The sequence below is a fragment of the Peribacillus frigoritolerans genome (assembly GCF_030676415.1).
Classification (GTDB): domain Bacteria; phylum Bacillota; class Bacilli; order Bacillales; family DSM-1321; genus Peribacillus; species Peribacillus frigoritolerans_A.
In genome coordinates, this window is the sequence record NZ_JAUUTW010000007.1 from 110,060 (window position 1) to 130,278 (window position 20,219).

Here is a 20,219-nt window from a genome sequence, read left to right on the forward strand (position 1 = left end):
GGTTCCATTGAATGGTTTCACCGTTTTTTGACTGGCTTTACATTTCTATTACAGAGTTATTATTTGATTCCTAATGCAATTTTAGCATATCTGGACATTTTGTCTTTAGTCCATGGCGGACTCCAGACAATCTTCACATCCGTTTCCTTGACCTCGGGGATATCTTCCAGAACCAATTTAACTTGATCGACGATCGTCCCAGCCATCGGACAGCCCATTGCTGTCAATGTCATCGTTACCGTAGTCAAACCTTCCTCATCCATATCCACATCATATACCAAACCTAAATTAACGATATCTATACCAAGCTCTGGGTCAATGACCTGCTCCAAAGCTCCAAAAATAATGTCTTTTGTATCTTGATCCACTTCGATCACTCCTTTTATGGAAAATCTCTTCGTTTTAGATTGTCGGGTTCATCATTATATTATGTCCGTATTAGAATCATAACAGATTTTGAGTAAGTACTTAAGCATTTTGCACAGTTGACAGCAAATGTTTCGCGAACCAGTCTGCAGTCATAAGCACGCCTTCTCTACTCACCTTATGTCCAGCCTTAGGGTCAAGGATAAAATCAATTTTTTCATCTGCCTCATTATACCCTGCTTTGACCCCTTCATAAAAACGATATGCATGTTGATAAGGAACAACCGGATCTTTGGCACCATGCCAAAAAAGAAGCGGACGGTTGGAAAGCTTATCCTGATTAAGACTCAAATCAAATGGCTTGAGCTGTTCAATCACCTTGGCAACTTCCTCATCAGCAGCTGGGAAATTAACTTTCCTTTTCTTAATCTCCGCCATTTGGAGCTCTGCATACGCGACATATGATGGGTTTCCCATTAAACTGACTCCGGCAGATATCCATTCATAAGCAGCCAAAGCCCCATTAGTCACTATCCCCCCCATGGAGGTACCTGCTACGCCAATTCTGTCAGGATCAATTAATTTTCGGGATAATAAATCATCCTTCAACAAAGATAACTCCTGGATTGTCTGTAAAACCATTTCCCAAAAACGGGGCATCATTTGAGAATCACTTAAACCAGCTTCCCTTTCCCCATGATGAATCACATCGGGAAGAAGCACACGAAAACCCTTTTCAGCCAATAAATAAGCATAGTGAAGATTGTGTTCTTTTGCACTTTGAAAACCATGTATAAAAAGAATAATCGGCAATTCCTGATTGAAAGTGGTTTCTTCACCTAGGTGCAATACAGGAATATGTCCAATTAGTTCTTTTTCAATTATTATCAAGTTAACCCCTCCGAATAATTTGTTCCGGTCTTTTCAATACCATTATCAAAATGGCATTGGCTTTCATCATTCCATTCCTTTAAACCTGAGCATCGCTTTAATTATCATAATCCTGGATATAGTAATATCATACAGGAATGCATAAAGAATGAAAAAGATTTACATTTACTTTAAAATAGGCTTAACAATATTTGCCTATAATGAAATCAAAAAGAACAGAAGGTGTGTACATGGCTGAGAAACATTTAATCGTATTGGATCTTGATGGTACTCTACTTACAGATAACAAAACAATTTCTTCAAGGACTAAAAAAACACTCCTAAAACTAAAAGAAGATGGACACGAAGTTATGATCGCTACCGGGCGTCCCTTTCGCTCAAGTGAACTTTATTACCGGGAATTGGGGTTGACTACACCAATCGTTAATTTCAATGGCGCTTTCGTCCATCACCCATTACATACAAGCTGGGGGGTATACCACTCTCCCCTGGATATAAGTGTTGCGAAAGATATTGTTGAAGCGTGTGATCAGTTTAAATATCACAACATCATTGCAGAAGTCCGGGATGAAGTTTATGTTCATTATCATGATGAAAAGTTGATGAACATGTTCAATGTAGGAAATCCGATCATGAAGACAGGTGACTTGCGCAATTACCTTCAGGATTCCCCAACTTCGATGCTAATTCACACAGATAGTGAATTCGTAGGACAGATTCGCCAGCATTTATCCGATGTCCATGCAGAATTGGTCGACCATCGCCGCTGGGCAGAGCCTTTTCATATTATCGAAATAATAAAAAGCGGGTTAAGTAAAGCCGTAGGTCTAAAGCGCGTATCCAACTATCTGGAAATTCCTCAAAACAGGATAATCGCTTTCGGTGATGAAGATAATGATTTGGAAATGCTCGATTACGCGGGAACCGGGGTGGCCATGGGAAATGCGATCTCACCAGTAAAAACGGTAGCAAATATGACTACATTGACGAATGAAGAAGATGGTATAGCCGTCTTCCTCGAAGAAAAATTCAATATAAAAGCCTAATACGTCAATTTTTACCTTCATAAGATCTATCTTTCAAGCCAAACTAATAAGGACAACAGCTTCCATTCCGTTGTCGACTACGCTCAGAATCGGAGGAGATAAGAATGGGTAAAAGCAGTAAATCTAAACGATTTGTACAGCAAGGCAAAGAAAGTGTTGCCAGGCATGCCGAAAAAATCCCTTATCACACTACGTTTGAAGAGGCTGAAAAAGACAGGTTAAGAATTATGTCTGAACAAAGCTATGGTGGCTTCTAATGGGAAACAAATTATTCCAGAAGGCTAGGGAATTTGTTGAAGAAGCTCTCCACTCTGAGCATGACGGTGACCAGCAAAAGACAGAGGAAATCGCTAAAAACGCTCTTTCATCAGCCTTTGCCAATACGACCGAGGCCGAAAAAGAACAACTGCGAGAACTTCAGGAAGAGCTGGAAAACCACTCTAAATAACGTGAAAGCCTCCAGGAATAATCCTGGAGGCTTTCGCTTTGTTTTCATCAATTGTTATTTCGTGCTCCTTTTTCACCGATCTCTTTATAAAAATTTTTAACCATGGGGATCAGGTGGCCTTGATTTTTTGTTAATATCATTCCCTGCGGAAAGTTCCAACAATGCCTGAAGTTTCAATGATGTTTGTGAAAGCGTGTGGATCCACTTCCTTGATGATCCGTTCAAGGTCATATAGTTCATACCTTGTAATGACAATCAATAACATTTCCTTAGTTTCGTTAGTGAACGCCCCTTTTGCGGGAACCCTTGTAATTCCGCGAACTAACTTAGCATGGATTGCCTGTTTAAGCTCTTCGCTTTTCTTTGTAATGATCATGGCCGTAAGCTTTTCATGACGCGTATGTATCGCGTCAACGACACGGGTCGATGTGTAAAGGGTAACAAGTGTGTACAAAGCTTTTTCCGGTCCATAAACAGCACCTGCCGTTACTATGATCACGCCATTCAGCAGAAATAAATAAGTACCCACAGGTTTATCTTTCTTTCGTGACAGAAGCATGGCGATAATATCCATTCCGCCAGTCGATGCACCGTATTTCAAGGTGATCCCCACACCTACTGCAGCTATGACTCCGCCAAATACCGCATTTAATAATATGTCAGGTGACCAGCGTGTAATCGGAATGATTTCCATAAAGAAGGACATCAAGACAACGCTGAGGAAACTATAAAAAGTGAAAGACTTTCCAACCTTTCGCCAAGCAATGATCGTTACTGGAATGTTCAATAAAAGCAATAGAATACCTGTCGATACATTAAAAGGAGCAAAAGAACCAATCATCCTCGATAGAAGCTGGGCCACTCCTGTAAAGCCGCTTGCATATACGTTTGCCGGTATTAGAAAAAAGTTCATTGCGATAGCATTCAGTAATGCTCCGACCACAACTATGATAATTTTCTTCATTTCACCACTGTACATCCTAAAACCTCCATTTCACCCTTATTCTATTATCTTTTTACCCTTAATTATTTATTCTATTTACGAAGAGATTGAATTTTTACCGGTACGTGCTACACTAAAAAGTAGAGTGACCACTCATTTTCTAAAAATTGTAAAAAGAAAGCAGGTGTATTATGGCTATCACAATTCTTGCAGATAGTGCATGTGATTTGCCGTTGTCTTTCTATAAGGAAAACAATGTTTCATTAATCCCTTTACAAGTCCATCTTGACGGGAAAAATTATGAAGATTTACTTACCATTAATTCTCACGAAGTCTATCAGGCGATGATTGAGGGAAAAGCCCCGAAAACATCGCAAGCTTCTCCAGAATACTTTATAGAACTTTTCACACAGTTTGCCAAGGAGAAAAAACAAGGGATTTATATAGCCTTTTCCTCTGAGTTATCAGGAACATATCAAACGGCAGTAATGATCCTTAATCAGGTGAAGGAAGAGTACCCTGACCTTGATATTGAAATCGTCAATACGAAATGCGCTTCGATGGGCGTCGGTTTAATTGTAAAGAAAGCAGCCGATCTGGCAGCAAACGGTGCAACTAAAGAAGAAATCCTGGCTGACATCGAATTCCAAACCCGGCATATGGAGCATCTATTCACTGTAGATAACCTTGAATATTTGGCCCGTGGCGGCCGCATCTCCAAGACATCTGCCCTTGTTGGCGGTTTATTAAACATTAAACCGTTATTGCATGTTGAAGAGGGGAAGCTTGTTCCGCTTGAAAAAATACGCGGCAAAAAGAAATTGATTAAACGTGTAATCGAATTAATGCACGAAAGAGGCAAAAATTTAACAACCCAAACGATTGCCATCAGTCACGGTGATGATGAAGCAACGGCCCTGGAATGGAAGGAAGCCATCCAAAATGAATTTGGGACGACAGATTTCATGATCCATACAATTGGCTCCGTCATCGGTGCACATGCCGGTCCTGGTACAATTGCCCTCTTCTTCTTAAACGATACCCCTGAGAAATCATAAACATACATACTCCCTTCCATAATTGTGAACAATATATATTGATCAGATAATGGAAGGGAGTTTTCTCTATGTCAAAAACAACCGATGACAATAAAAGGCCAAAAGATAACCAAGCGAGAAATGCTGAAAAAAATATCGCCTATCAGGAAAACCTTGCTGCAGGTAAGCACTCCTATTCGAAGAAAACGGACCATAAATGAAGCGCGGGGCTTGTCCCCTCGCTTTTTTAATATGGTTTAGATAGTTGTCTTCCTAACACACTTTCTCTATAATAAAGGAAATAAACCCTGCTGGAGGTAAGTGATGGCAAAGGAAAATTCATTTGATATTGTTTCGAAAGTAGACTTTTCAGAGGTAACGAATGCAGTTACCATGGCTATGAAGGAAATACAGACTCGCTATGATTTTAAAGGGAGCATAAGCAGCATCACCATTGAAAAAGAAGACCTGGTTCTAGTATCCGACGATGAATATAAGCTTGAACAGCTGAAGGATGTTCTCATCAGTAAGCTCATTAAACGTGACGTACCCGTCAAGAACCTGGATTATGGCAAATTAGAAGGAGCTTCTGGCGGAACCGTTCGCCAACGGGCTAAGTTAATTCAAGGCATCGATAAAGAGCAAGCAAAAAAAATCAATACCATCATTAAAAATAGCGGTCTTAAAGTGAAAAGCCAAATCCAAGATGATCAAATCCGTGTTACCGGTAAGAACCGGGATGATTTACAAGGAATCATTTCCGCAATCCGGGGCGCTGATCTGTCCATTGATGTACAATTCTTAAATTACCGCTAAGTATGAAGGCCTCACCTGCTTTGGGTGGGTCTTTTTTTATTTATCATCATTGCCTCAATAGCGGTCATCCCCCCTTTTCTTCAAATGAATCTCCTTCATGGAACATGGAAAGACTAGTCATGTTCCCTTAGTTATATAAATAATCACCCATGATTTATTTGGTCATTTTTTCCATGTTTTCTTTTTTCTAAAAAAAGGAATAGAAAAAGCGTAGATAATTAAACAGGAGGCGTTTATATCTTGACTACTCAAAACCAAAATCAGAACAAACAAGGATTTCCACCTCAACATCAGCAGCATCAACCTGGATTGGAAACAAAAATGGAACCGAATCCTGATTCAGTTAAAGCTGCCTACAAAGGAAGCGGCAAACTAAAAGGTAAAACGGCAATCATAACAGGAGGAGACAGTGGAATCGGTAAATCGGTTGCCATTTACTACGCTAAAGAAGGAGCGAATGTGACTGTTGCATACTTGGATGAACACGAGGATGCCAAAGCGACAAAAGAATTGATCGAAAAAGAAGGCCAGAAATGTTTACTCATTTCCGGTGATATCGGTGATGAAGCCTTCTGCCAGGATGTCGTCAAAAAAACGGTTGATGAATTTGGCGGTTTGGACATTCTAGTCAACAACGCCGGAGAACAGCACGTGCAAACAAGTATCCTTGACATTTCAGCTGAACAATTGGAAAAAACGTTCCGCACGAATATTTTCTCGATGTTCCACTTAACTAAAGCTGCATTGAAGCACCTTAAAAAAGGAAGCAGCATCATTAATACAACCTCTATCACAGCCTATCAAGGCAACCCAAAACTAATCGATTACTCTTCAACAAAAGGTGCGATACTGGCATTTACAAGAGCCCTGTCGAACTCCATTTCAAAAGATGGCATCAGAGTGAACGGTGTGGCGCCAGGACCGATTTGGACACCGCTGATTCCTGCCTCATTCGGTGAAGAGGATGTTGCCAAATTCGGACAGGATACTCCAATGGGCCGCGCAGGGCAGCCAGAGGAATTAGCACCAGCCTATGTATATTTGGCAAGCGATGATTCATCCTATGTCAGCGGACAAGTCATCCATGTAAACGGCGGAACCGTTGTAAACGGATAAGGCCTTACCTTTCCAAAAGCAGTGGATTTCACAAATCCACTGCTTTTACTCTTTCAAGCAGGATATTTCCGGTTAACGCGGAATATATGAATGGGAAGGAGTGGAGTCATTTTTGAAAAATATTGCAGATCCATGGTTCACCGTTCAGGAATTGGACTCAAAAACGTTTGCAATCAGTGAATATGGTCATTGGGAGAAAGTTCATTCCTTTTTATTACTTGGGGAGACCCGAGCTGCGTTAATCGACACAGGGTTAGGCATCAGTTCGATTAAGCGGATTACAGACCAGCTTACCGATCTTCCGATTATCGTCTTGACCACACACGTTCATGCGGATCATATTGGCGGTCATGGGGATTATGATACAATTTATGTTCATGGTGATGATGCCAATTGGCTGATCAACGGCATTGAAGGTTTGTCCCTGGAACAAATAAGAAAGAACATGGCCCGGGATATCACTGTACCCATACCCGAATCATTCGATCCTTTTACATACAAGCCATACCAGGGGTACCCTGATAGGCTCTTATCGGATGGGGACACGATTGACCTTGGGAACCGCAGTTTAGGCATTTATCACACACCTGGGCATTCACCTGGCCACATCTCAATTTTGGATAATGAAACAGGGTATTTATTTACTGGCGACCTGCTTTACTCAGATACACCAGTTTATGCATTTTATCCCTCGACAAGTCCTGAAGACCTTGTGAATTCGTTAGAAAAAATCGCAAAGATCAAGGCAGTCTCCAAAATCTATGGCGGACACAACCAACTCGGCCTCGAACCAAGGATCCTTGAGGAAGTCCTTGCAGCCATTGAATATCTTAAAGAGAATAAATTGGTCAGACACGGAACGGGTGTGCATGCATTCACAAGTTTCAGCGTACATTTCTAGCAAAAAAAGGCATTGCTCTTGCAATGCCCTTATCGTCAATAAGTCATGGCGATTGCACCTTGCTTGATCGATCTGCAGGAATGCCTTTCCACGAAATGATGTGGAATGATGGTCCCGGCAGGAGCATCCCCCGTCTGCAGCATGTCAATGATGCCCTTAGCGGCCTGATATCCCAAATCAAAAATATTAATATCTACGGAAGTCAGGGCCGGTAATGACAGTTCAGAGAAAAGAACGTTATTGAAGCTGACGATTGACATTTCTTCAGGAGTGCGGACGCCCATCTCGCGAAGTGAATGCACGATGCCAAGTGCCATAAGATCATCACTGACAACCAAAGCGGTTGGTGGTTCATCGATTGATAGTAACCTTTTTGCAGCTGCTTGTCCCCCTTCATGCAAAAAATCTTCATGCAGGGTATATTCCCTCCTTCGATCGATTCCAGCCCTCTTCAATGCCCGTTCATATCCTGACAAGCGATCAAGGGTCATCACAAGGGTTACATCACCTCCGATGAATCCAATCCTTTCATGTCCTAGCTGTATGAGGTAATCCGTTGCCTGTTCGGCAGCCAAGACATTATCATTATCAACATATGTTATCTCCTCGATAAAATCATAGGGTTTCCCAATGATCACAAATGGAAAAGCCCTTGCTCTCAAATAGGTCAGAATGTGATCGTTCATCCTTGAATACATCAGGATTATTCCATCCACCATCCCTCCCTGCACCATATTCACTACTCCTTCGTAGATTTCATCTTCTGTTTTTCCCGTGCTTAGCAACAGGGAATAATGGTTTTCCTGAGCTCCCTCACTTAGACCCTGGAGAATCGTCGGAAAAAACGGATTTTGATAATAATCATTTGACGAACTTGGCATTACCAAGCCAATGATCCTGGTCGATTGATTGGCAAGACTACGTGCAATGAAGTTTGGATGGTATCCTAATTTACTCATCGCCTTACGTACCCGTACCTTTGTTTTTTCACTTATTCGAGGATTGTTTGCAATCACTCGAGAAACTGTTGAAGGAGCAACATTCGCTAGCTGTGCCACATCTTTTATTGTGATGGCCATGCATTTCCCCTCTCCCCTCTTAGCCTTTATTGTCTTCATTTAAAAAAAGTTGAATACCAATAAACACTTCTCTATTATTCGTTTTATATTTATACATTTTGTATGTATCCATAATACACTCAGTTCAATAGTTATATCCATACTTTTTTTATGTTTGTTCAATTTTTCAGAAAATACTCACTTTTCCGTTTTTTCACATCTGTTTTAAAATCCAAAAAGAAGCTGATGTATGATCAGCTTCCTAAAAAACGACAGGTGTATTGGAAAATAAGAAGTCAGACGACTAACTACATAGGTTTTTGGCTAATTTCCAATCAAGTCCATAGAAATCAATAACGATAAACCCTCGTTTCATATGGACGTAAATCAATAAGGGACACCTCAGGGCAATCATCATAATTAGCTAGTAAAAGATCCATTTTCCCCCAATGAGAAAGGTCGATTTGATGGTGATTCATACTAAAGTTACATACTACCATGACTGAATTATCATTCATATTTCTTGTATAAATATAAAGTTCAGGGTGATCTTCCCATAACAATTCATATTCCCCATAAACGAGGACCTGATGTTTTTTTCGAAGTTCAATCATCTTTTTATAAAAATGATAAATGGATGACGGGTCATTTTTCTGCTGTTCTACATTAATGGCGCGATAATTTGGATTAACCCTCATCCAAGGTGTTCCATGGGTGAATCCCCCATTTTCAATATCGTTCCATTGCATCGGTGTTCGTGAATTATCACGGCCGCTATGCCATATAATGTTCATGATTTCATCATGCGGACGACCTTTCGAGGTCTCTATCCGGTAAAAATTTTTCATTCCTACATCATCATAATCATCAATCGAATCAAATTGGACATTCGTCATGCCAATTTCCTGACCTTGATAAATAAAAGGTGTGCCTTGCATGAAAAAGTAAAGAGCCCCAATCATTTTTGCGCTTTCCAACCAGTATTGATGATCATTTCCCCAGGTGGATACACTTCTTGGCTGGTCATGATTTTCAAAAAACAAAGCATTCCATCCTTTGTTTTTCAGCCCCTTTTGCCATTTGGTCATTGTGCGTTTTAACCCCTGAACATCAACATCGTGATTCTGTCCCCTATTCCAAAGTCCAAGATGTTCAAATTGAAAGATCATATTGAACTTCCCATTCGATTCCCCGACCCATTCTTCCGCCTGCTCAATCCTGACGCCATTGGCCTCACCGACCGTCATGATATCATATTTAGAGAATGTCTCTTCTTTCAACTCCTGAAGGTAATCCAGAATCCCGTCCTGATTGGTGTGCATTTCAAACGCAGGTACATACTGATGCCAATAAGGATTGGGCATATCCGGAAGGCCTTCACGCTTATGAATATGCGTGATCGCATCAATCCGAAAGCCATCGATTCCCTTATCGAGCCACCAATTGACCATTTCATATAATGCCTGTCGTACATCAGTATTTTTCCAGTTTAAGTCTGGCTGCTTTTCGGCAAATAAATGTAAATAGTATTGATTGGTCCTTTCATCGAATTTCCAGGCACTTCCGGAAAAGATACTTTCCCAATTATTAGGTTCACGACCGTCCTGCCCATCCCTCCATATATACCAATCCCGTTTCGGATTATCGCGGGACGAACGTGACTCTACGAACCAGGGGTGCTCATCGCTTGTATGATTCAAAACCAGATCGAGTATCACCTTCATCCCACGGCCGTGAACATCTTTCAATAACAGATCAATATCTTCGATTGAACCGAACTCATCGGAAACTGCTTGATAATCACTAATATCATAGCCATTATCCGCATTGGGCGATTTATAAAACGGACAAATCCAAATAACATCTATCCCTAATTCCTGCAGATAGTCAAGCTTTGAAATCAATCCTTTTATATCCCCGATTCCATCACCATTACTATCCATGAAACTGCGCGGGTATATTTGATAGCAAACCGCTTCTTTCCACCAGGTCTTTTTCATGCTGTAACCTCCCGATCCTGTTTTCCACAAAGCCTTAGGGACAATGTTTGGCGGCTACCGACAATCGAGAGGTATATGATTATTTTGGTTGGTTCCGTTTTGAACGCTTAATAACCAAAGCAATGAATATACCAAAAATAAGAAGAACTAATCCTATAACTAACAGGTAAGGAATATTAATAATCGACTTAGGTGACAGCGTGTAGACTTCTGTCGTCTCCCTGTCGATTACGATAGAGTAACTGTTGTCCTTACTGCGGACCAGATCCCCATTCAGCATACCTCTCAACTCTTTATTACTATCAAGTTCCTTATCAGTAAGGTTTATCGTTTGAGTTTCAGTCGTATTGTTCATGGCGACGACAATCGTTTCATCACCATATACACGCTTGAATACCGAAGCTCCACCTTTTTCATATAAAAGCTCCATATCCCCTTTTACCAATGCTGGGTACATGTCTCTGAGATCAGAAAGCTTTGTTATATATTCCACCAATTCCTGCTCTGTCTTAAAATTCATCAACTTATGATTATCCGGGGCAATATCCCCATTTAAGGCAATTTCCGATCCATAAAATACGATTGGCACCCCTGGCATCGTATATAGATACGACAGCGCCATTCTCCATCTGGAACCTGGATTTTCGTTATGATCGGCTGCATCCTTTGTAAAACGGGGCATTCCCTGTGTATCCATGAACAATGCCTGATGGGCATTGCCCCCTAATTCATCTTCGCTTTTCGCAAACGCATTAAAAACAGGCTTCAATTCTTTATCGGGTGCAGCAAATGCTTCCCGTAGCTCAGCATTTTGCGGATAAGCCATAAAAGCATCGATACCCGTCTTCTTGTAGCTTGAAATCAAATCGGCATCACCTTGTACATCGCCGATTGTATAGAAATTTGATTTTTCAGATTTGACTGCATCCACAAATTCCTTCCAAAAATCTTTTGCTACGTATTGGACTTTATTTATACGGTATCCATCAATATCGGTTTCCGTTATCCACCATTTAGCAGCATCAAGTAAATATTTCCTTGTTTCCTCATTATCTTGATTCAAATCGGGAAGACCAGCGACCCAGCCTGTTTCCAAATCCGTTTGGCTACCGTCCTTGGAGATCTTTTTTTCTTCATGGAACCAATCTTGTTTTTTTGGATCGGTCAGCCAAGTGGAGTCAGGACCCACATTATTTGCTTGAAAATCAATGATCACCTTTATATCGCGTTTATGTGCCTCATTCACGAGTTTTTTAAACTCTCTCATTGTCCCATAGTGTTTATCCGTTTTATAGAAATCGGCCACCCAATCGCCATGATAGCCATTTTCATCATTAGCGAAAATCGGTGAAAGGATGATAGCGGTATAACCCATATCTTTTAAATAATTCAGTTTCTTCGTGACACCTTCGAAATCCCCACCATTAAACGCGGATGGGTCATTCACGTTCGCATCTCCATTATTTTGAGTATTCCCATCGAAAAATCTGTCGACCAATAATGAATATACGATTTCATCCTTCCAAGTTCGTTGTTCTTTTTCAGCTGCTCCTACTGGAATGGCGTAAAAAAGAAGCAACGGAATTAAAGCGAGTGATAACACTCTTTTCCTCATATCCGCTCTCCTCCTAGCTATCTCTTTACGCCTTTAAGATTAGCCTTTTGACCCCTTAACGTCAAATCCAATTTATAAAAAACTTTACACTAAAGGGACAAATTGGGGATACTGGTTATGGTTACTGAATCGGAGAAGGGCAGAACACGATTAACGTTCTTTTTTGATCGTCTTAACCGCTTTATGCAAGGCTCTTTTTGGTTTTGCTTTTTGGGTGGTTATTTCATCCATGGCTGAATTCATCGGTCCCCATACCTTATTCATTTCTGGAATATTCGGCACTGGTTCAGCGTATTGTAATTGTATGCTTAAGGCTTGTGCCCTTTCATTTTCATTGATTGCGGCATTGTGTTTGATTGATTTATTCGGAGGGACTTCCCCTGTTAAACCATAACGCTGCATTGCATTATCATCATTTGTTAAATATTCAACTAATTTCGTAGACCAATAAGGATGTTTGGTGAATGCTGTTACATGCCAGCCTTTGATTTTCAATAACGTTTTCATTGGCTGGCCATTGGGCAATTCGGGCATGGGTGCTGTGCCTGTATCCTTTCGCTCGGTAAATGAGGTCCCGTCACTCATGAAAGAAGCCAAATTCCCTTGTATGAACAACTTCTCGATCGCTGCCTTGTCGCCTTTAGGAATCAAACCCGCCCTATACCATTTTTGGATGTACGCAGCCCCTTTTATGGCACCCTTATTATTCAAACCAATGTCAGAAGGGTCTAGTTTTCCATTCTTATCTTTAAATATATAACCTCCCATTCCAGCCATTACTCCATACGAATCATGGAATTCATTCCAATTGGCATAGTAACCATGCACGTTACCTTTTCTTAATTTGCTCGCCATTTTATATAGGTCATTCATCGTCTCAGGAGCCTTAGCCATCAATTTTTTATTATAAATGAAAACGGAAGTGGTTACGGATTTTGGCAACCCAAATACCTTATCTTGATATATTTCTCCCCTAATTGAAGGTTCAATGAAGGCATTTAATACATCATCATTCACCTTCACTTCCTGAATTAGGCCTTCCTTCACGATTTGCCCGACTTTTTCATGAGAAAAAGTTACGACATCCGGGGCCTTTCCATTTCCGATTGGCCCATCACGACGAAGCCGCTCATACATTTCGCTAGCTATTTCTAGCTCCTCATGTTCAACTTTGATTCCATATTCTTTTTCAAAAGCTTCAATCACCGGCTTTAGGGCATCCGCTTTACCTTTTTCCTCCCAAATGATTAATTTTTCCGGCTTCGCTTCATTGCTGGCTTCGTCTTCTTTTTTCTTATTTTCCTTCACTACTTCATTTTCCAAATCTGGACTGGAACCACAAGCACTTACACTAACGATCAAAAACATGGACATGAACAAATGAAAAATCAGCTTCTTCACTTTCATTCTCCTTTTTAAAATGTTTATTTTATCATGTCCAAAAGCACCAAATAATACTGTTTTTCAGTTCAGTCATTCAAATAAGGCCACTCAATGAAAGCGGTACCAAAGCTATTGTTATCATTATATGAACGGCTTTGGTTTTTACAACATTTTCCTTGGCGTATTTATTTCCTTGTAGTGATGAACACTTTTTGTTATTTTTTAGTTAATAAGTGCTTCTTTCAATTGAAATTGGGTATATAACCATATTGAAAAAACACTTAACCTGGCTAGTGCAGCTTCATAGAGCCCCCCCTCATAAACAGCCGGAAGTTTCCTTTTTTACATCCCCAAATACTTATAGAATTGGAGTGGTTTTTAATGGAATTTTCATCCATACACCATAGACCTAATGACAATTACGGCTATCCCATCAACACTGAAACCCTACATATCCGCCTACGTACAAAAAAACAAGATATCTCCTCAGTTGGATTGATTTTTGGGGATCCATACATTTCAGATAATGGTAAATGGCAGTACGAAGAACTTCCCATGAGTTTGTCAGGCAGCGATAACCGTTATGATTATTGGCATATCTATGTGAAGCCTCCCTACCGAAGAATTCGATATGGGTTCAAGGTATCCTCAGAGGATGAAAGTGCCATTTACACGGAAAAGGGCTTCTTTAAAGAACCCCCCCGAGATCCCGGATGCTATTTCGCGATTCCCTATCTACATCAAAATGAAGTTTTCGGGGCTCCGGAATGGGTCAAGGATACAATTTGGTACCAAATTTTCCCTGAACGATTCGCGAACGGAAACCCCGACAACGATCCGGATGGTGTAAAACCCTGGGGAAGTGAAGATCCGGCCGTGGATAATTTTTTTGGCGGGGACTTCGAAGGGATCATTGAACATTTGGATTACCTAGTGAATCTCGGCATCAACGGAATTTATTTCACGCCAATCTTCCATGCCCACTCCAATCATAAATACGATACGATTGATTATCTGAGCATCGATCCTCAATTCGGAACGAAGGAAACATTGAAAACACTAATAACCGAATGCCACAAACGGAATATCCGGGTCATGCTGGATGCCGTTTTTAACCATAGCGGCTACTATTTCCCCCCTTTTCAGGATTTACTCGAAAAAGGAGAGAAATCGAAATATAAGGATTGGTTCCACCCACACAGCTTCCCTCTTAAAGGAGGGGAAAGACCCAATTATGAAACATTCGGTTTTTTTGAATCGATGCCAAAATTGAATACGGCGAATCCGGAGGTGAAAGAATATCTGCTCGAAGTCTCGGCTTATTGGATCAAAGAGTTTGATATAGACTCCTGGCGGCTCGATGTGGCAAATGAAGTCGATCAGCCATTCTGGCGTGAATTTCGAACAACGGTGAAAAATATAAAGCCTGACCTTTATATCCTTGGGGAAATTTGGCATGACTCCATGCCATGGCTTCGAGGCGATCAGTTCGATGCGGTCATGAATTACCCTTTTACCAACCAAGTTTTTCGCTTGATCGCTTCACAAACCATCAATGCACGAGAGTTCACAGAAGAAATGACAGCCATCTATCACAGTTATCCTACCAATGTTTTTGACATGACATTCAATCTTCTTGGAAGCCATGATACACCGCGGATTTTCACGGATTGCGGGGAAGATCTAGCTCGAGCCAAGCTCATCCACGCAATCCTGCTGACATTCAATGGCAGCCCTTGTATATACTATGGAGATGAAATCGGCTTAACCGGGGGCATGGATCCAGGGTGCCGAAAATGCATGGTCTGGGAAGAAGAAAAACAAAATACCGAGCTTTTCAATGAAATTAAGGCATTGATCCACTTGCGAAAAGAAGAACGGTTACTTGCCAATGACGGGAAGTTCAAATTCCTTGATACAGCCGGAAACGAAAATATCGTGGCCTACCAAAAGTATAATGAAAAACGTTCTGTCGTGATCCTCATCAATCCGACGGATGTCCAGCAATCCTTTACCCTCCCTTTGGATTTGGAAGGACGTACACTAACGGATTTAAGAACAAAGGAAACCACACAGGAAGGTGAATTTGAATTGGGCGGTTATCAATATAAAATTCTCGCATTCAATCATTGAGGCAATGAAAACGGGGCAATGAAAATCATCCGCCCCGTTTTTTTTAATCGATTATTTGGATATCATATTCTTTGAACCATACATGGGTTTGTGCCAAGTGAGCGAGCAGCTGTGGACCTGACATCAATTGCCCGAACCACGGCACTTTAAAAGCGGCACCCTTGGAATCTACTATATCTGTTAGCTTCTGTTTATCGAAAAACTCATGCAGGACCGAATTTTTATCCGTCAGTAAGTCTTTCAACCATGCCTGCACACGGTCTGTATATATAGGATTATGTGTTTTTGGATATGGGCTTTTTTTACGATACAATACTTCATCCGGTAACAGCCCCTCCAAAGCCTTCCTTAGAATGCCCTTTTCACGGTTGCCTTCCATTTTCATTTCCCAAGGAATGTTCCATGCATATTCAACAAGGCGATGATCGGCAAATGGCACGCGCACCTCTAGACTTGCACCCATACTCATCCGGTCCTTTCGGTCAAGGAGCGTCGTCATGAACCATAATAAATTTACATAGAAAAGCTCTCTCCGCTTTGCTGCTACACCGCTTTCCCCTTCCAATTTAGGCGTTTCGGCAAGGGTGGTCAAATAAGCTTCCTGCGCATATTCCTCCAGCTTCAATTTCTCGCGCCATCCCGTTTTCAATAAAGATACCCGCTCCCCGGTCGATCTCATCCATGGAAAACCAGCACGATTCAAATCATCCTCACGATGAAACCAAGGATAGCCTCCAAAAATTTCGTCCGCACATTCGCCTGACAGGCCTACGACAAAATCCCGCTTAATTTCCTTACAAAACCAAAGTAAAGAAGAATCCACATCCGCCATGCCTGGGAGGTCCCTTACAAGGACAGCTTCTGTTAAATAATCCGTCAACTGCTCTTGAGTGATGATCGATGAATGGTGAACCGTGTTAAAACTATCCGACATCTTTTTAATCCAATAGCCATCAGAGTTAGGCTGAAAATCATTTGCCTTAAAATAGCGCTCATTATCCTCATAATCAATGGAATACGTATGAAGCTGGCCTTGCCCTTCTTTTTGATAGGCATTTGCAGCAATGGCCGTTATCGCGCTTGAATCAAGCCCTCCTGATAAGAAGGTACAAAGTGGAACATCTGATACAAGTTGCCGTGTCACTGCATCTTCGACAAGGAAGCGAACCTTCTCGGCCGTCTCATCAAGCGTATCCCGATGTTCTTCGCTTTTCACATTCCAATATCTCCAAATCCGGAGGCCTTTCCTTGATAAGGTAAGCGCATGGGCAGGCCTTAATTCCTGGATATTATGAAATATGCCCGACCCTGGCTTTCGGGATGGACCAACACCAAAAACTTCAGACAACCCTTCGCGGTCAATCTCCGTTTTAACATCCGGATGGGCCAGAATCGCCTTCAGCTCCGATCCGAAAATGAACCCGCCGTCCCTTTCCGCGTAAAAGAATGGTTTTACCCCCATGCGATCTCTTCCAACGAATAATTTCTGTTCCTTTTCATCCCAAATCGCAAACGCAAAAATCCCATTGAACAAATCAATGCACTTTTCTTTCCATTCTATATAAGAAGTTAGCAAAACTTCTGTATCAGAATGACCGTTAAAGGAATATCCTTTTAATAATAGCTGTTTACGAATATCCTCGGTGTTATATAGCTCACCATTATAACAAAGCGTATATCTGCCGTTTTCGTGATTTTTCGTCATCGGCTGTTTTCCGCCTTCCGCATCGACAACCGTTAACCGTTTATGGCCAAAGGCAACATGGGCTTCGCTCCAAACATTTCCTTCGTCTGGCCCCCGTTTTGCCAACGTTTTTGTCATGTTTTCCAGTGTTTTCGTTTTTGTCCGTAAATCTTTTTGAAAATGCACCCAGCCTGTTATCCCACACATTTTACACTTCATCCTTTCTATCCGGACTATCAAAAATATATTGGCTCCCTGTCTTAAAAAGATTTACAGTCCCTAAGTATCGATCGGCATCATTCCGTAGGACCCACTGCCCACAACGCCCGGCGTTGTTAATGAATTGTTGAGCAAAGCATCCCGTGTTTAAACATAGCCTATGCAAAGACGGAAGGATGGTTATTTGTCCATAATATTTTAAAATATACAGTTATATTTTCATTGGATTTTGACTAAAAAGTAGGTGAGGATTCCACTATTGGAGGTATATGTATGAGTCAGCAACAACGAACCAAGTTAATGAACAGGCAAACAAGAGCTTTTACCGAAGGAACAGTGGAAAATATCAATCAACAATGGATTTTTTTCGATGATGAAACAGATGAGGCCTGCTCCATTGAAGACCATGTTGATAGCATCATTGAAGTGTACAGGGGTGGGCGCTGGCAGCAAGGAGTAGTTGAAGAAGAGGGGAAAATCCTGCTTCACCGGGAAATCACCTTCTTAAGGGAAAATGAGCCAATTCGGATACGCAAAAAACTGCTCTACTCTTTTGAACGTTTATTGGAAGAATTGAACGACGATTCCTTTTTCCAATTTGTAACGACATTGAATTCACTTGATTTTTCTATTTATGATTGTATATATAGTTATAACCAGCTCACTTTTTTAAGGGCCGTCCCTAACCAGTCCGGCGTGAATTTCTTCACCTTTGATAACGAGAGCCAAATATGTCTCGTTCAACACCACTTTTCTTATGGGAAAAAGGATCACGATCGTTTTGAATTCACCCTGAACACTGGAAAAAGAATCGTCATTGAGAAAGTGAATTCACAATATGGGTAAAAGAATACGGGTAAATGAGATTTCCTCATTTACCCGTTTTCAATTCTGTATTAAAAAAAGTCCATTCCTTGTGGCAGCGAAAGCCCTAAATAAAGGACGAATACAAGCGCTACGATGAACAATATCCACATGGCACTTGTGCTTTTTCCTTTTTTCGTACGAACCAACACCATTTCCATCGCCGCAATCACGATGATTCCAACAATCATTTTTACTGCGTAAGCACCAAAATCCGTAATCAGCATGCCGCCAGTAAGGAAAATCAATAGATAAAACAACCGTGTTATCATATGTAGCATTTTCGCTTTCGGATTTCCACCTTTAAGCATCGAATATGTGACAAAGAAAAGAATGATTCCGATAACCCAAGCTGTAATATGCATATGTGTCATTTTTTTACCCCCTCGTTCAGTTTCCATTTCATCATATCATAGGCTTTTACACAAAAACAAAACTAAGGATCTATCCGAATAGGTAAAATCAACAATTTAATGAACATCATTTACATTTCTTCTTAACTGGTCCTCACCGGCGCATAACCGGCTTTTTACCATATGTAACAAGACGCCAAATATATTCAACCGGTCCGTATTTAAACAGACCCATCCACAATAAGGAAAGCAAAATTTGCAGGCAAAACAGGGCTAATAGAAAAACAAATCCTGTGGTATAAGAGACTGATCCATATAAACCAAGGCCATATGAATAAAAAATGGCCGTACATACCATCGATTGGAACAAGTAATTGCTCATCGACATCCTTCCTATATACGAAAGCGGGCGGAACAGACGGGAAGCTCCTCGATATTCCGCCAAAAGCGCGATTGCCGTGATATAAAAAATCGTAAGTAACGGTCCGCCCAAATAATCCTGCACGAATATCGTACCAAAGTGGTATATCGTCAGATATGGCAGAATCTTAACTGAAATGCCCAACAGCACGCTTATAATCGATATCGCTTTCAATTGTCGTTTATATTGAGTTGGGTTTTGGAGAAAGCCTTGTTTTGCAACTCCTGCTCCAATTAAAAAAAACGGAAAAATCGATAAAAAAAGCATAAGGGCATTTAATGGGTTGTTCACCATATACCAATCTAGTGCCCTTTGACTCATTATTTCCGTAAATGTACCAGATTGATAAACTTCCAAAGACTGTTTCATCATCGCCGAATCAGTCGTAATCGCCATCCCTTCCCTATCAAAAATGCCCATTATAAGAAATAGTGAACCCAATATCGCAAAAGGCAGGACATAACAAACAGAGCCTAGCAGAATTAAATTCCTGCCCTTCATCTTATAAAAAAACAAAAAGGCAAACCCAAATACAGCATAATTAATGAGGATGTCCCCATGCCAGATGAAAAAAGCATGAATGCACCCAAGTACCAGCAGGAAACTTAGCCTTTTCATATATAGCAAAGGAAATGAAATACCCTTTTCTTCACTCCTTACAGCTAGTATGATTGCCCCGAAACCGAACAAAAAGGCAAATAACGGATAAAAGCTGGCCTGTGCGACAATATCACTGAATCTGTACAAAATTCTGTCCCATCCTCCGGACCACCGCTCGGCACCATCTATGTACAAGAGCGGAGAGTGGAAAGAAGGCATATTCACTAAAAAAATCCCTAAAATGGCTAATCCACGTAAAATATCGATGCTTACGATCCGTTTACTTTCCTGCAATGGTACCATCGTGCCCTTCATAGGTACACCC

At 41.0% G+C, this 20,219-nt stretch carries 20 protein-coding genes; 10 read left to right on the forward strand and 10 right to left on the reverse strand.

Annotated elements, in window-relative coordinates; genetic code table 11:
- Positions 1 to 59: 59 nt before the first annotated feature.
- Positions 60 to 368, reverse strand: a complete 309-nt coding sequence (locus Q8G36_RS09255; protein WP_133348747.1) for a metal-sulfur cluster assembly factor — start codon at positions 366 to 368, stop codon at positions 60 to 62.
- Between the two features lie 100 nt (positions 369 to 468).
- On the reverse strand, positions 469 to 1,257 hold the full coding sequence (locus Q8G36_RS09260; protein ID WP_305159754.1) for an alpha/beta fold hydrolase: 789 nt from the start codon (positions 1,255 to 1,257) through the stop codon (positions 469 to 471).
- Positions 1,258 to 1,487: 230 nt separating this feature from the next.
- Here Q8G36_RS09260 and Q8G36_RS09265 point away from each other — a divergent pair, with 230 nt between their 5' ends.
- The 3 genes from Q8G36_RS09265 to Q8G36_RS09275 all read left to right on the forward strand — a co-directional run bounded on the left by Q8G36_RS09265 (position 1,488) and on the right by Q8G36_RS09275 (position 2,751).
- Positions 1,488 to 2,303, forward strand: coding sequence for a Cof-type HAD-IIB family hydrolase (locus tag Q8G36_RS09265; RefSeq protein WP_305159753.1), 816 nt, complete (start codon positions 1,488 to 1,490; stop codon positions 2,301 to 2,303).
- 104 nt (positions 2,304 to 2,407) lie between these two features.
- A complete protein-coding gene (locus Q8G36_RS09270; protein ID WP_164468789.1) occupies positions 2,408 to 2,560 on the forward strand; it encodes a hypothetical protein in 153 nt (50 codons plus the stop codon).
- Positions 2,560 to 2,751, forward strand: coding sequence for a DUF3813 domain-containing protein (locus Q8G36_RS09275; RefSeq protein WP_137017169.1), 192 nt, complete (start codon positions 2,560 to 2,562; stop codon positions 2,749 to 2,751). The genes Q8G36_RS09270 and Q8G36_RS09275 overlap by 1 nt, the downstream gene beginning before the upstream one ends.
- Positions 2,752 to 2,887: 136 nt before the next feature.
- Here Q8G36_RS09275 and Q8G36_RS09280 read toward each other — a convergent pair whose 3' ends face one another.
- Entirely contained in the window at positions 2,888 to 3,730 is an 843-nt protein-coding gene (locus tag Q8G36_RS09280) for a YitT family protein (protein WP_251437055.1), read from the reverse strand.
- Between the two features lie 155 nt (positions 3,731 to 3,885).
- Between Q8G36_RS09280 and Q8G36_RS09285 the strand changes: the two genes are divergently transcribed.
- From Q8G36_RS09285 to Q8G36_RS09305, 5 genes are all read left to right on the forward strand, one after another.
- Positions 3,886 to 4,752 carry a DegV family protein gene (locus Q8G36_RS09285; protein WP_305159752.1) on the forward strand — a complete coding sequence of 289 codons (867 nt, stop codon included), beginning with the start codon at positions 3,886 to 3,888 and terminating at the stop codon, positions 4,750 to 4,752.
- A gap of 68 nt (positions 4,753 to 4,820) precedes the next feature.
- A complete protein-coding gene (locus Q8G36_RS09290) occupies positions 4,821 to 4,952 on the forward strand; it encodes a DUF3941 domain-containing protein (RefSeq protein ID WP_072272565.1) in 132 nt (43 codons plus the stop codon).
- 103 nt (positions 4,953 to 5,055) lie between these two features.
- Positions 5,056 to 5,547: a YajQ family cyclic di-GMP-binding protein gene (locus Q8G36_RS09295; RefSeq protein ID WP_063232211.1), complete on the forward strand. Its 492-nt coding sequence runs from the start codon at positions 5,056 to 5,058 to the stop codon at positions 5,545 to 5,547.
- Between the two features lie 240 nt (positions 5,548 to 5,787).
- Positions 5,788 to 6,663 (forward strand): SDR family oxidoreductase, encoded by an 876-nt coding sequence (locus tag Q8G36_RS09300; RefSeq protein WP_214743716.1) that lies wholly within the window; start codon positions 5,788 to 5,790, stop codon positions 6,661 to 6,663.
- 121 nt (positions 6,664 to 6,784) lie between these two features.
- Positions 6,785 to 7,564, forward strand: coding sequence for an MBL fold metallo-hydrolase (locus tag Q8G36_RS09305; protein ID WP_305159835.1), 780 nt, complete (start codon positions 6,785 to 6,787; stop codon positions 7,562 to 7,564).
- A gap of 35 nt (positions 7,565 to 7,599) precedes the next feature.
- Here Q8G36_RS09305 and Q8G36_RS09310 read toward each other — a convergent pair whose 3' ends face one another.
- From Q8G36_RS09310 to Q8G36_RS09325, 4 genes are all read right to left on the reverse strand, one after another.
- Positions 7,600 to 8,643, reverse strand: a complete 1,044-nt coding sequence (locus Q8G36_RS09310) for a LacI family DNA-binding transcriptional regulator (protein WP_305159751.1) — start codon at positions 8,641 to 8,643, stop codon at positions 7,600 to 7,602.
- Between the two features lie 329 nt (positions 8,644 to 8,972).
- Positions 8,973 to 10,622, reverse strand: coding sequence for a glycoside hydrolase family 13 protein (locus Q8G36_RS09315; RefSeq protein WP_305159750.1), 1,650 nt, complete (start codon positions 10,620 to 10,622; stop codon positions 8,973 to 8,975).
- A 79-nt stretch (positions 10,623 to 10,701) separates the two neighbouring features.
- Positions 10,702 to 12,237 (reverse strand): alpha-amylase family glycosyl hydrolase, encoded by a 1,536-nt coding sequence (locus Q8G36_RS09320; protein ID WP_305159749.1) that lies wholly within the window; start codon positions 12,235 to 12,237, stop codon positions 10,702 to 10,704.
- Positions 12,238 to 12,387: 150 nt separating this feature from the next.
- The gene (locus tag Q8G36_RS09325; protein WP_305159748.1) at positions 12,388 to 13,638 is read right to left on the reverse strand and encodes an extracellular solute-binding protein; all 1,251 of its coding nucleotides are present in this window, start codon (positions 13,636 to 13,638) and stop codon (positions 12,388 to 12,390) included.
- 363 nt (positions 13,639 to 14,001) lie between these two features.
- On the opposite strand from Q8G36_RS09325, the gene Q8G36_RS09330 reads away from it, so the two are divergent.
- Positions 14,002 to 15,753 (forward strand): glycoside hydrolase family 13 protein, encoded by a 1,752-nt coding sequence (locus tag Q8G36_RS09330; RefSeq protein WP_305159747.1) that lies wholly within the window; start codon positions 14,002 to 14,004, stop codon positions 15,751 to 15,753.
- Between the two features lie 43 nt (positions 15,754 to 15,796).
- On the opposite strand, the gene asnB is transcribed toward Q8G36_RS09330, so the two are convergent.
- On the reverse strand, positions 15,797 to 17,644 hold the full coding sequence (gene asnB / locus Q8G36_RS09335) for an asparagine synthase (glutamine-hydrolyzing) (protein WP_305159746.1): 1,848 nt from the start codon (positions 17,642 to 17,644) through the stop codon (positions 15,797 to 15,799).
- A 285-nt stretch (positions 17,645 to 17,929) separates the two neighbouring features.
- Between asnB and Q8G36_RS09340 the strand changes: the two genes are divergently transcribed.
- A complete protein-coding gene (locus Q8G36_RS09340; protein ID WP_305159745.1) occupies positions 17,930 to 18,502 on the forward strand; it encodes a DUF2777 domain-containing protein in 573 nt (190 codons plus the stop codon).
- 50 nt (positions 18,503 to 18,552) lie between these two features.
- Here Q8G36_RS09340 and Q8G36_RS09345 read toward each other — a convergent pair whose 3' ends face one another.
- Complete coding sequence (locus tag Q8G36_RS09345) at positions 18,553 to 18,894, reverse strand: YisL family protein (RefSeq protein WP_076367205.1); 342 nt, start codon at positions 18,892 to 18,894, stop codon at positions 18,553 to 18,555.
- A gap of 133 nt (positions 18,895 to 19,027) precedes the next feature.
- Entirely contained in the window at positions 19,028 to 20,209 is a 1,182-nt protein-coding gene (locus Q8G36_RS09350; RefSeq protein ID WP_305159744.1) for a DUF418 domain-containing protein, read from the reverse strand.
- Positions 20,210 to 20,219 lie beyond the last annotated feature (10 nt).